At 72.9% G+C, this 11,525-nt stretch carries 12 protein-coding genes and 2 pseudogenes; 6 read left to right on the forward strand and 8 right to left on the reverse strand.

The genetic code is table 11. The annotated features are described in order from the left end of the window. Both JM949_RS03865 and JM949_RS03870 read right to left on the reverse strand, forming a co-directional pair. A pseudogene (locus tag JM949_RS03865) lies at positions 1 to 255 on the reverse strand (hypothetical protein); the annotation flags it as partial. Positions 256 to 499: 244 nt separating this feature from the next. Beyond that, positions 500 to 1,093: a pentapeptide repeat-containing protein gene (locus tag JM949_RS03870; protein WP_203147072.1), complete on the reverse strand. Its 594-nt coding sequence runs from the start codon at positions 1,091 to 1,093 to the stop codon at positions 500 to 502. Between the two features lie 92 nt (positions 1,094 to 1,185). Between JM949_RS03870 and JM949_RS03875 the strand changes: the two genes are divergently transcribed. Next, on the forward strand, positions 1,186 to 2,418 hold the full coding sequence (locus JM949_RS03875) for a serine hydrolase domain-containing protein (protein WP_203147073.1): 1,233 nt from the start codon (positions 1,186 to 1,188) through the stop codon (positions 2,416 to 2,418). A gap of 34 nt (positions 2,419 to 2,452) precedes the next feature. On the opposite strand, the gene JM949_RS03880 is transcribed toward JM949_RS03875, so the two are convergent. After that, complete coding sequence (locus tag JM949_RS03880; protein WP_203147074.1) at positions 2,453 to 2,917, reverse strand: PPOX class F420-dependent oxidoreductase; 465 nt, start codon at positions 2,915 to 2,917, stop codon at positions 2,453 to 2,455. Positions 2,918 to 2,959: 42 nt separating this feature from the next. Beyond that, the gene (locus tag JM949_RS03885) at positions 2,960 to 3,601 is read right to left on the reverse strand and encodes a DUF6642 family protein (RefSeq protein ID WP_203147075.1); all 642 of its coding nucleotides are present in this window, start codon (positions 3,599 to 3,601) and stop codon (positions 2,960 to 2,962) included. Between the two features lie 303 nt (positions 3,602 to 3,904). On the opposite strand from JM949_RS03885, the gene JM949_RS03890 reads away from it, so the two are divergent. Next, positions 3,905 to 4,693 (forward strand): D-Ala-D-Ala carboxypeptidase family metallohydrolase, encoded by a 789-nt coding sequence (locus JM949_RS03890; protein WP_203147076.1) that lies wholly within the window; start codon positions 3,905 to 3,907, stop codon positions 4,691 to 4,693. 96 nt (positions 4,694 to 4,789) lie between these two features. Here the strand turns inward: JM949_RS03890 and JM949_RS03895 are convergent, their stop codons facing one another. From JM949_RS03895 to JM949_RS03905, 3 genes are all read right to left on the reverse strand, one after another. Beyond that, on the reverse strand, positions 4,790 to 5,200 hold the full coding sequence (locus JM949_RS03895; protein ID WP_203147077.1) for a hypothetical protein: 411 nt from the start codon (positions 5,198 to 5,200) through the stop codon (positions 4,790 to 4,792). Between the two features lie 223 nt (positions 5,201 to 5,423). After that, positions 5,424 to 6,152 carry a response regulator gene (locus JM949_RS03900; RefSeq protein ID WP_407664688.1) on the reverse strand — a complete coding sequence of 243 codons (729 nt, stop codon included), beginning with the start codon at positions 6,150 to 6,152 and terminating at the stop codon, positions 5,424 to 5,426. After that, positions 6,131 to 7,381, reverse strand: coding sequence for a sensor histidine kinase (locus tag JM949_RS03905; protein ID WP_203147078.1), 1,251 nt, complete (start codon positions 7,379 to 7,381; stop codon positions 6,131 to 6,133). The genes JM949_RS03900 and JM949_RS03905 overlap by 22 nt, the downstream gene beginning before the upstream one ends. A gap of 132 nt (positions 7,382 to 7,513) precedes the next feature. Between JM949_RS03905 and JM949_RS03910 the strand changes: the two are divergent. The 4 genes and pseudogenes from JM949_RS03910 to JM949_RS03925 all read left to right on the forward strand — a co-directional run bounded on the left by JM949_RS03910 (position 7,514) and on the right by JM949_RS03925 (position 10,543). Further along, positions 7,514 to 8,409: pseudogene (locus JM949_RS03910) on the forward strand (ABC transporter ATP-binding protein). Beyond that, positions 8,406 to 9,197, forward strand: coding sequence for an ABC transporter permease (locus tag JM949_RS03915; protein ID WP_203147079.1), 792 nt, complete (start codon positions 8,406 to 8,408; stop codon positions 9,195 to 9,197). Before JM949_RS03910 ends, JM949_RS03915 begins: the two are co-directional and overlap by 4 nt. 1 nt (position 9,198) lies before the next feature. Then, complete coding sequence (locus JM949_RS03920; RefSeq protein ID WP_203147080.1) at positions 9,199 to 9,948, forward strand: YqeB family protein; 750 nt, start codon at positions 9,199 to 9,201, stop codon at positions 9,946 to 9,948. A gap of 31 nt (positions 9,949 to 9,979) precedes the next feature. Further along, positions 9,980 to 10,543 (forward strand): SOUL family heme-binding protein, encoded by a 564-nt coding sequence (locus JM949_RS03925; RefSeq protein WP_203147081.1) that lies wholly within the window; start codon positions 9,980 to 9,982, stop codon positions 10,541 to 10,543. On the opposite strand, the gene JM949_RS03930 is transcribed toward JM949_RS03925, so the two are convergent. Beyond that, entirely contained in the window at positions 10,464 to 11,522 is a 1,059-nt protein-coding gene (locus JM949_RS03930; RefSeq protein WP_203147082.1) for a hypothetical protein, read from the reverse strand. The two genes, JM949_RS03925 and JM949_RS03930, sit on opposite strands and share 80 nt — an antisense overlap. Between the last annotated feature and the right edge of the window lie 3 nt (positions 11,523 to 11,525).

Raw genomic sequence — 11,525 nt, forward strand, 5'->3', positions numbered from 1 at the left:
GGTCCGCCCGTCGGCAGCCGGGAGGCCGGTGGGGCGGGCCACCCCGGCGGGTACGCCACCCGGCCGACCCGCCTGGTCGTCGCCCGGCTCCGGATCCGACCGGGTGCTCAGGTACGAGATCAACACCACCAGGCAGGCGACTCCCGCGACTCCCTGCACCGCCCACCGTCGGCGCTGCCGGACACGGGCGACGCGGTCCAGCAGACCCCGGGTCGGCCCGCCGGTGCTGGCGCGCGGGCGATGCTTCGGCGGCACGTCGCCAGCCCTCGAACCAGCCCGCGTGCGGTCTTCGTCCGCCACCGACCCCTCCAAGTCCACCGCCCGGCCGTCACTGACCGCCGCGGACCGCAACGTCCACTGTGGGCCGTTTCACGCGTGCACGGGCGTGGACGACACGCTAGATCCGGACTGCCGGACGTGTCCAGCCCGCAGCCGGACCCGGTGGCCCGAAGCGGGCCGCCCGAACCGGCGCTTCGGCAGGCCACGAGCGCCGCTCGGATCAGCCGATCCGGAAGCCGAGCAGCTGAGCGATGACCACGGCCTGCTCGACGTCGATGATGGCGCCGGCCCGCTCGACGACCGTCGGGTCGAGCGCGGTGAGATCACTGCCGCGCAGGTCGGCGCCGCCGAGCCGGACGTTGCTCAACTGCGCGCCGGAGAGGTCCACGTTGGTGACGGTGGCACCGGTCAGGTTGGCTCTGGTCAGCTCCACCTCGCGCATCCGCACCCCGGTCAGCCGGGCACCCCGCAGGTCGGCGCCGGGCAGTGCGACGAAGGACCAGTCGCCGCCGTCCACCGTCAACGGGCGCAGCTCGCACTCGGTGAAGGTGCTGCCGACCAGTTTGCAGCCGGTGAACTCGGCCTCGAAGAAGTTGCACCGCCGAAAGACACAGCGGGTGAAGGCGGAGTCGACGTGCCGGGAGGCGTTGAACGCCACGTTGCCGAACGTGCACCCGGTGAAGACCGCGCCTCGGCTCACCGCCTCGGTCAGATCGACGTCGAAGAACTCGCAACCCACGAAGTGCCGGTCGGTCAGCTCCTCGCCGTACCAGTCCTCGTTGCGGAAGGTCACGTCCTCGGTCAGCTCCGGCATCCGGTCAGGCTAGCCAGTCGGCACGGCCAAGCGAGCAGCGCCGGTCCGGGCCCCCTTCCGGGGTCGGCGTACCGGCGAGTAGTTTCGGCGAGGTGAGTGTGGCGCGGAGCAAGGACCCGGACCAGATCGGTTTCGACAGGGCACGGCTGGCACGGATCGACGAGCACTTCGGCCGCTACGTCGACGACGGTCGGTTGGCCGGCTGGCAGGTGGTGGTCACCCGGCGCGGCGAGGTGGCGCACTCGGCGACGTACGGGCTGCGGGACCGGGAGTCGGGCGCACCGGTCGAGGCCGACACCCTCTGGCGGATCTACTCGATGACCAAGCCGGTCACCTCGGTCGCGGCGATGATGCTGTGGGAGGAGGGCCGGTTCGAGCTGACCGACGAGATCAGTCGCTGGCTGCCGGACTTCGCCGACCTGCGGGTCTACTCCAAGGGATCGACGCTCAAGCCGTACACCGTGCCCGCTACCGAGCCGATCCGGGTCTGGCACCTGCTCACCCACACCGCCGGCCTGACGTACGGCTTCATGCAGACCTCGGTGGTCGACGGGCTCTACCGGGCCGCCGGCTACGACCTGTACCCGCCGGCGGGCGTCGACCTGGCCGGCGCCTGCGCGGCCTTCGCCGAGTTGCCGCTGCTGTTCCAGCCCGGCTCCGCCTGGGGCTACTCGGTCGCCACCGACGTGCTCGGCCGACTCGTCGAGGTGGTCTCCGGGCAGAGCCTCGACGCGTTCTTCGCCGACCGGATCTTCGGCCCGTTGGGCATGACCGACACCCGCTGGTGGGTGGAGGGCGACGAGGCCGACCGGTTGGCCGCGCTCTACGTGCCGGAACCACGCAGCGGCCGGGCCGTCCGCCACGACAGCCTCGGCGCGCTCGCGTACCGCAGGCCCAGCCTGCTCTCCGGCGGCGGTGGCCTGATCTCCAGCGCCGCCGACTACCACCGCTTCACCCAGCTGCTGTTGCGCGGTGGCGAGGTGGACGGGGTGCGTCTGCTCGGGCCGCGCACGGTGCGCTTCATGACCCGCAACCACCTGCCCGGCGGGCAGGACCTGGGCACCCTGTCGACAGGCGGTTTCGCCGAGACCACCCTGGACGGGGTCGGTTTCGGCCTCGGGTTCGCGGTGATCGACGACCCGGTCCCCAGCCGGGTGCCGAGCAGCGTCGGGGAGTTCTACTGGGGCGGGGTGGCCAGCACCGCGTTCTGGGTGGACCCGGCCGAGGAGATCACCGCGCTGCTGTTCACCCAGCTGATGCCGTCGAGCAGCTACCCGCTCCGGTCCCAGCTGCGCCAACTCGTCTACGCCGCGCTTACCGACTGACGGGTGCGCGCCCCCGTGCTTCCGTCGCCGACGGTCAGTCGGCGAGGCGGGCGGGGAAGCCGCCGGTGGCGATCGGGCCCCAGGCGTCGATGGTGACCCGGATCAGGGACTTGCCCTGGCGCACCATCGCCGCCCGGTAGTCGTCCCAGTCCGGGTGCTCGCCGGAGATGCTGCGGAAGTACTCGACAAGCGGCTCCAGCGCGTCGGGCAGGTCCAGCACCTCGGCGGTCCCGTCGAGCTGCACCCAGGGGCCGTTCCAGTCGTCGCTCAGCACGCACGCCGACACCCGGGGGTCGCGGCGGATGTTTGTCACCTTGGCGCGCTCGGGGTAGGTGGAGACGACCAGCCGCCCCTGCCCGTCGATCCCGGCCGAGACCGGGGACGACTGCGGGCGCCCGTCGGCGCGGGTGGTCAGCAACACCACCCGGTGTCGCGGCCGGAGGAAGTCGAGCAGGTCATCCCGGTCGACCCGGGTGTTCCGTGCGATGCTGCGCGCCATTGTTCGTTCCTACCAGGGCGGCCGGGCGGCGAGGGCGGCGGGTCAGTGCGGCGGCCGGGCCGCGGCGCGGTGCGTCGCCTGGGTGGGCACCCGGGGGCGGCCGGACGGACGCCAGGCCCGACCGTTGGCGTAGATCACCCGGAAACCGAGGTACGACGCCAGTGGCGCCCAGTGAGCGGAGCCCATCCGCAGCTCGGCGGCATTGTGCCGCTGGCCGTTGGTCAGCACGTCGAGCAGGACGGTTTCGAAGGCGGCTGACTCGACCCAGTCCACGTCCCGGGTGAAACCGCAGATCAGCGCAGCGCCGGTGACCTCCAGGAACTCGCGCAGCACCGCGTCCGAGGCCCGCAGCACCGAGCAGCTGCCGAAATAGAGTCGCCGGCCCTCGGCGCGGCCGGCCATCAGGTCGGCCACCTCGGTCAACTCCACCGACTGCCAGTCGGTCAGGCAGAGCCGGCTCGGCTCGCCGTGCATGGCGAAGAAGCCGACCCGATGGTCGGCGTACTGCTTGAGCAGCCAGCGGTCCAGAAAGTAGAACAGCTCGTCGCGGGTGGCCGCGTCCTTGTGGATGAAGCGGATCTTGCCCAGCCGTTCCAGCAATTCCAGCGTTGGTAACACCGACCCCCGCTCGTTGAGGTCGCGGTGCCACTGACCCTCGACGCAGAAGACGCCACCCCGTGCCACGCGCACCTCCGCCAGTCCGCCGCCAGGGCTGACGTTACCGCCTGTCAACGGCCAGGGAACATCACCCTTGGTGTGGTTGATTGCGTCGTTCGGTGTGGTTGCCCGCAGGAGGGCGGATCGGTGACAAATGGCTGTTTCGCAAATCAGCCTAATTCCCAGCCAATACCCAGAGACCGCAGATTGTGAGGACGATTCTCGTTAATCCCCTCCGACAGCGCCGACGAGTGCGAGGGTGGAAATCACGGGACTTCTCGGTCGATGTCCCGGAGCCACCCCATTCGCTCTCGTATCGGGAGGACTTCTGTGCGCGTAAACACCTTGAAGCGGGTCGCCGTCGCATTCGCCCTGGCACTGCCCGGGGCGGCGATCGCGGCGGTGGTCGCCGCACCGGCGGCGCACGCGGACGGCTGTTACACCTGGAACCGCACCCTGACCCAGGGACGTTCCGGCGACGACGTCCGCCAGTTGCAGATCCGCATCGCCGGCTGGGCCGGTCACCGCGACATCGTGAAGAACGACGGCCGCTACGGGCCGAAGACCGCCGCCGCGGTCAAGCGGTTCCAGCAGGCGTACGGGCTGCGCGCCGACGGCATCGCCGGTCCGCAGACCTACACGAAGCTGTACCAGCTCCAGGACAACGACTGCACGCCCGCGCACTTCAGCTACAGCGAACTGGACAACGGGTGCGGCGGCAGCGGGTGGAGCGGTGGCCCGCTGTCGGCGTCCCAGACCAAGCAGAACGCGCTGCGCACCATGTGGAAGCTGGAGGCGCTGCGCAAGAGCCTCGGCGACAAGCCGCTCTACGTGTCCAGCGGCTTCCGCAGCCGGGCCTGCAACAACCAGGTCGGCGGCGCCTCCGACAGCCAACACCTGTACGGCAACGCGGCCGACGTCACCTCGCGGACGTCCTCGCTGTGCCAGGTCGCCCGGGACGCCCGCGACAACGGCTTCAGCGGGATCTACGGACCGGGCTACCCCGACCACGACGACCACGTGCACGTCGACTCGCGTCGGGAGAACAACAGCGACAGCAGCTCGAACACGACGAGCTGGTCCGCGCCGGACTGCGGGATCGGGGCCGGCAACGACTGATCGGACCGGAGCGACGTCGACCCGACGCGGAGGGGGAACTTCGCGTCGGGCCGACGTCGTGTCGCCCCGGATCGGGCTGGCGGAGGGGTGCTGCGCTCAGCTCGCCCGGGGCCAGCGCGGCGCGGTGACGGGGCGAGTCACCGGCCGGCCAGCAGCGGTGGGTCGGGCCCCCGGGGGGACGGCCCGCGCGGCCTGCTGCCGCGACGGCCCGGTGGCGGTGAAGGGGAAGGGGACGTGCACGAACGGGTTGCCATGCCTGATCAACGCCTCGATCTGGCGCTCGTTGAGCCCGTGTGTCTCCAGGACGCGTCGTCCCCACCGGTGCAGTCGACACGGGTAGGTGGCGCCGTCGTTGCGGCACAGCGGCCCCGAGGGCCACTCCTCGGCGGTGTGCACGACCACCGCCCGGACCGCGAGTCGGACATCCTCCGGGGTCAGTGGTGCCGGCAGTGGCACCTCACCCAGCACCTGGTCGATGGGATCCGTCGACTGCTCACCAACTCGCACGGCAGGCCTCCCGCAGTTCGGCAGCGGTACGGCGGACTCACCGTACCGACATCCTCGGCCATTGGTACGGCGCACACCTGACGAAAGTTCAATCCCGATAGCCGTTAAGCAGATCCTCCGGCGACAGCACGCGCACCCCCTCGACCGCGGTCCCGCTAGGCGAGACGGCACCGGCCGGCACCGACTCGCCGGCGACCGGCAGCCGGGACCGGCAAAGCACCAGTCAGACCAGGCCGGCGTCGTGCACGAGCAGCGCGACCTGGACCCGGTTGTTCAGCTCCAGCCGGGTCAGCAACCGGGAGACGTACGCCTTCACCGTCGCCACACTCATGAACAACTCCCCCGCGATCTCGGCGTTGGTGTGCCCCCGCCCCAACGCCACCGCCACCTGCCGCTCCCGCTCACTGAGCCCGGTGAGCTGCCGCAGGGCCCGCTCCTGGCGCGGGTCGGGGCCGACCGGGCCGGGGGCGGCACCGGTCACGTGGGCGATCAGCGTCCGGGTCACCGTCGGGGAGAGCGTCGCCTCACCCGCCGCGACCCGGCGCACCGCGTGCACGATCTCCGCCGGCGGGGTGTCCTTCAACAGAAAGCCAGCCGCCCCGGCGCGGAGCGCCCGCAACACCTGCTCGTCCGCGTCGAAGGTGGTCAGCACCAGCACCTCCGGCGGTTGCGGCTGAGCACGCAGCGCCTCGGTGGCGGTCAGCCCGTCGACCCGGGGCATCCGGATGTCCATCAGCACCACGTCCGGGGCGTACGCGGCGACGGCGGCCGGCACCTCACCGCCATCGGCGGCCTCGCCGACCACGACCAGGTCCGGTAGGCCGCCGAGGATCATCGACAGCCCGGCCCGGACCAGTGCGTCGTCGTCCACGATCAGCACGCGTACCGGCGGCGCGACCGGCTCCGGCCCCGTCGTGCCGGACCGGCCGATCACGTCGGCCACGGCAACCAGGCCGCCAGCCGGAAGTCGCCGGTGTCGTCCCGACCGTAGGCGAGTCGCCCACCGGCCAGGGTGACCCGTTCGCTGATGCCGACCAGGCCGGTGCCCGCGCCCGGCAGGGTGCCACCGGCCGGCGCACCGACCGGCCACCGGTTGCCGATCGCCACGGTCAGCCCGGTGCCGGGCCCACCCCCGACGTCCACCGTGACCGCCGCGCCGGCCGCGTGCTTCCGGGCGTTGGTCAGCCCCTCCTGCACGATCCGGTACGCGGCCCGGCCCAGCGCCGCCGGCACCTCCTCCGGCCGGGCGACGCTGTCGGTGACGTTCACCCGCACCCCGGCGGTCCGCGACTCGTCGATCAGGGCCGGCAGGTCGGCGAGGGTCGGCTGGGGCGGCTCCGGGGCGTCGCCGGCACCCTCCTCGGCCCGGAGCACCCCGATCACCTCGCGCAGGTCCTGGAGAGCGGCGTGCGCGCTGCCCCGGATCACCCCGGCGGCGCGGGCCACCTCCTCGGCCGGCGCGTCCGGGCGGAACTCCAGCGCACCCGCGTGCAGGCTGAGCAGCGAGATCCGGTGGGCCAGCACGTCGTGCATCTCCCGGGCGATCCGGGTGCGTTCGAGGTGGCGGGCCTGGGCGACGCGCAGCTGCTGCTCCGCCTCGGCCCGCTCGGCCCGCTCCCGCAGCGACACGATCAACTGTCGCCGGGCCCGGACGAACATCCCCCAGGCCAGCACGGCGAGGCTGAACACCACGCCCCAGGTGACGGTGGCCCAGTACGGCATCACCGGATCCGGGCGGGCCCAACTGAAGACCAGGTTGGTGAGCAGGCCGACACCGGTGACCGCGATCGCGACGGCGGTGCGCCGGTGCACCACCACTGTGAAGTACAGGATCAGCAGCGGGACGGCGGCGGCCATCGAGAACATCGTCAGCGGCAGGGTCGCCACCACCAGCCCGAGTGGCCACCGACGGCGCAGCCAGAGCAGCCCGCAGCAGGCCAGCCCGAGCACCGTGTCGACGCCGACCATCCAGTCGTGCGGCAGCGGTGTGGCCGCCTCGGGCGTCGGTGACAGGCCGTCGACGGTGGCGAACAGCACCCACAGCAGCCCGATCAGGAAGGCGAGGCTGTCCACCACCCAGTCGCGGGTGGTGCGGCGCGGACGAGTCCGCCCCCGGTCAGCCGGCACGACCAGCTCCCCGGGCAACAGCCAGGGGTGTTCCGGGACGGCGAGGCTGGTCACGCGCCCATGCTAGGCAGCCGACCGGGGCCACGACCAGCTACCAAAGTCGAGACCCGCGCACCGACCAAGGTCGACGCGGCGCCGACCGCTGGCCGCAGCGGATGGCCGGGCGGCGCGGGCAGGCTCGACGGCATGATCACCGTGGAGAACCTCACCAAGCGGTACGGGCCGCACCCAGCCGTGGACGACGTGTCGTTCCAGTGCGATCCGGGCACCGTCACCGGCTTCCTCGGCCCCAACGGCGCCGGCAAGTCGACCACCATGCGCATGATCTGCGGGCTCACCGCACCGACCGCCGGCCGCGCCACCGTCTCCGGACGCCCCTACCGGGAGCTGCCCAACCCGGGACGGGAGGTCGGGGTCCTGCTGGACGCCTCCGCCCAGCACGCCGGGCGCACCGGCCGCGAGGCGTTGACGCTCTCCGCGTACACCATGGGGTTGGACCGGCGCGAGGTCGCCGCGAAGCTCGACCTGGTCGGGTTGAACGCGGTGGCGGCGAAGCGTCGGGTACGGGCGTACTCGTTGGGCATGCGCCAGCGGCTCGGCCTGGCGCAGGCGATGCTCGGTGACCCCCGGGTGTTGATCCTCGACGAGCCGGCCAACGGCCTGGACCCGGAGGGCATCTTCTGGATGCGCGGCCTGCTGCGCGACTTCGCCGACCGGGGCGGCACCGTGCTGCTCTCCTCCCACCTGCTGCGCGAGGTGGAGGCGGTCGCGGACCGGCTGGTGGTGATCGGGGGCGGCCGGATCGTGGCCCAGGGCGACAAGAACGAGCTGCTGGCCGGCGGTGGGACGGTGGTCCGGGCCCGCGACGACGCGGCGCTGCGCCAGGCGCTCAAGGTGGCGGGTCTGACCGCCGCCGACAGCGCCGACGCCTGCTGGTGCAGGCCGACGCCGAGGCAGTCGGCCAGGCGGCGGCCGATGCCGGCGTCGCGCTCGCCGAGCTGCGTCCGGCTGGCGGCGGCGGCCTCGAACAGCTCTTCCTCACCCTGACCGCCGGCGAATCCACCAAGGAGGCCGTCCGATGACCACCACCGCGCCCGCCGCCAGCGCCGTCGCGCCCCGGCACCAGTCCCCGGTACGCCGACCGTCGCTGCTCCGACTCACCGCCGTAGAACTGCGCAAGCTCGTCGACACCCGGGCCGGCCGCTGGCTGCTGATCACCATCGGCCTGGTCGTCGTCGCGGTCGTCACCCTCCTGCTGATCTACGCCGAGGACGCCGAACAGACCTTCTTCACCTTCTTCGTCACCTCGCTGCTGCCGGTGAACGTGCTGCTGCCGGTGCTGGGCATCCTGTCGATCACCAGCGAGTGGTCCCAGCGCACCGCCCTCAGCACGTACGCGCTGGTGCCCCGGCGGGAGCGGGTGGTGACCGCGAAGCTGCTCGCCGTGGTGCTGGCCGCGCTCGCCTCCGTGCTGGTCACGCTGGCCGTCGCCGCCGTCGGGACGCTCGTGGCGTCCGCCACGGGTGGCGCGGGCACCTGGCAGGTCGACGCGACGCTGATCGTCAACGGGGCGATCGTCCAGGTGGCCGGCGTGCTGATGGGCGCCGCCTTCGGTCTGCTGCTGCTCAACCCGCCGTTGGCCATCGTCGGCTACCTGCTGCTGCCGACCCTCTGGTCGGTGCTCGGCGAACTGGTCCGGCCGCTGCGCGGCCCGGCCGCTTGGCTGGACACCAGCCGGACCATGGAGCCGTTGTTCACCAGCCACGTCACCGCCGGGCAGTGGGGGCGGCTGGCGGTGTCCCTGCTGGTCTGGATGGTCCTCCCGCTGGCCGCCGGCCTGGTCCGGACGCTGCGCCGCGAGGTGTCCTGAGATGGAGATGGCCGGCTACCGCCCGCGCACAGTGGTCAGCGGCGGCCCGCTGGAGCTGGCGGTCATGTGGGTGGGCTTCCCGCTGCTCGGCGCGGGCGCCGGATGGCTCCTCGCGGCGACGACGGGGTGGCTGGCCCGGTTGCCCTGGGTGCCGTTCAGCGACCTGATCGAGTGGCTGGACCGGTTGCCCGAGCCACCGGCCACCGTCGGCGCGATCGCCGTGGGTGTTCTGGCCGGCCTGGTCATCGCCGGGATCGGCACCGCCGAACGGCTGATCGTCACCGTCGACGGGGCGCAGGCCCAGCTGCGCCGCGCCGAGGAGAACCGAACCGTGGCGCGGGTCGACACCCGGGTGGTCTTCCTCGCCGACAAGCACCTGGTGCTGCTCGACGGCGACGGCGCGGAGCTGGTCCGGGAGTCGACGGACCTGCCGGCGACCCGACTGGCGGCGGCGTTCCGCTCGCACGGTTGGGGGTGGGCGGACGACGACCCGCACCGGTCGGCGTACCGGCTCTGGGTGCCCGACCTGCCCGGCCTGCCGACCGGCGCGGACGCACTGCTGCGCGCCCGCGAACGGGCGGTCCAACGGGACCGCAATGACGACGCCCGGGAGTTGCGCCGGGAGTTGGGTCTGCTCGGGGTGGTGCTGCGCGACGAGGGCAAGCGGCAGTACTGGCGGTTGACCACCCGGGCCGTCGCCCACGGACCGGAGCGGCCGACTTCGGCCGAGCGGGAGCCGGACGGGCGGTAGCGTCGATCCCAGCAGACAGTGGGAGCGCACGATGACAGAACAGCAGCCGTACCGGGTGGTGTCTCGACACCCCGGCTTCGAGCTGCGTCGGTACCCGGCCCACCTGGTGGCCGAGATGCGGGTCCAGGCGTCGTTCACCCGGGCCCCGATCGAGGCGTTCCGGCCGCTGGCGGGTTACCTCGCGGGTGCCAACCGGGCCCGCCACCCGGTCGGCTCGGCCGCGTCGGCGACGACGACGGCCAGCGGCTCGACGAAGATCGCCATGACCGCACCGGTGGTGCAGATCGAGGGCGAGCGGCCGGGCGCGTACCTGATCCAGTTCGTCCTGCCGGCCGCCGTCACCACCGACACCGCACCGGAGCCGGTGGACGCCCGGGTGCGGATCCGCGAGGTGGCGGCGCAACTGGCGGCGGCGATGCGGTTCTCCGGGCGGTGGACGGAGCCGGCGTTCAGCCAGCGGGCCACCATGCTCGGTCGGTCGGTGACCGCCGCCGGGCTGCAACCCACCGGCGCCATCAGGTACGCCCGCTTCGACCCGCCGTGGAAGCCGTGGTTCCTCCGCCGCAACGAGGTGGTGCTGCCGGTCGTCGAGTGAGCTGACGGCGGTCCGGCCCGGTGGGCCACGCCAGCAGCACTGCCATCCCGAGCCCGGCGACCAACCCGGCCAGCGAGACCAGCAGGTCGGAATCGGCCGCGTTGATCGGGCTGTTTCCGGCCAGCGCGGTGAACTGCGCGCCGATCGGCACCATCACCATCATGCTCACGGCCGTGACCAGCAGGAAGGCGAACGGGCCCAGCGACGCGGCGAGGGCGGCCAGCGCGTGGTGCCGCCAGACCGGCCGACCGCCGGGCCAGTCCCAGGCCAGCACTGTGACCCCGGTGAGCAGCACCGCCCCGAGGACGACCTCCGCCAGGACGCGTTCGCCGGGCGGCAGGGCCCGCACCAGCCCGACGCCGAGCAGGCACACCACGGCGAGGCCGGCCGCCAACCCGACGCGGGCCCGGGTGCGTGCCGGAGCCGCCGCCAGCGCGGCGCCGACGGTCAGCACCACCAGCAGCGCTCCGGTGGCCAGCGCGCCCTGGTTCAGCTCCGGCTCCCGATCGGTCGGCGACTCGATGCCGGCCGCCACCAGCGTCAGCACCCCGGCCACGCACGCCGCGCCGGTCAGCACCGTCCGCTCGACGGCCGGCGGCGCGCCGTGCTCCCGCCAGCACAGCACCGCCGCGAGCACGCCGAGCACCGCGCAACCGCCGACGGCGAGCAGCACCGTCGCCGGCACGCCGATCGGGTCGGCCCGGTCGATCGCCACGTCGGCGGCGACCCAGCCACCACCGAGCAGCACCGCCGGGACGCTCCACCGCCGCTGCCCCCGGCCGGCCAGCACCAGCCCGACCACCACCGCCATGATCGCCAAGAACCGCAGGTCCCGCGCCCAGTAGGCGTTGTTGCCCGGCAGGCGCTCCGACCACGGGCCGAGCGGCTCGGTCAGCGGTTGGAGCACTGTCACACCGAACGCCCAGAGGACGACAGCGGCGGTGCAGAGGAGCAGCCCGACCGGGCGCGCGGATCGCATCCA

The sequence above is a fragment of the Micromonospora tarensis genome (assembly GCF_016803395.1).
GTDB lineage: Bacteria > Actinomycetota > Actinomycetes > Mycobacteriales > Micromonosporaceae > Micromonospora > Micromonospora tarensis.

Coding starts and splice junctions, on each gene's coding strand:
- JM949_RS03925 (WP_203147081.1), top strand. CDS start 9,980: ATGACAGAACAGCAGCCGTACCGGGTGGTGTCTCGACACCCCGGCTTC.
- JM949_RS03930 (WP_203147082.1), bottom strand. CDS start 11,522: ATGCGATCCGCGCGCCCGGTCGGGCTGCTCCTCTGCACCGCCGCTGTC.
- JM949_RS03920 (WP_203147080.1), top strand. CDS start 9,199: ATGGAGATGGCCGGCTACCGCCCGCGCACAGTGGTCAGCGGCGGCCCG.
- JM949_RS03870 (WP_203147072.1), bottom strand. CDS start 1,093: ATGCCGGAGCTGACCGAGGACGTGACCTTCCGCAACGAGGACTGGTAC.
- JM949_RS03880 (WP_203147074.1), bottom strand. CDS start 2,917: ATGGCGCGCAGCATCGCACGGAACACCCGGGTCGACCGGGATGACCTG.
- JM949_RS03915 (WP_203147079.1), top strand. CDS start 8,406: ATGACCACCACCGCGCCCGCCGCCAGCGCCGTCGCGCCCCGGCACCAG.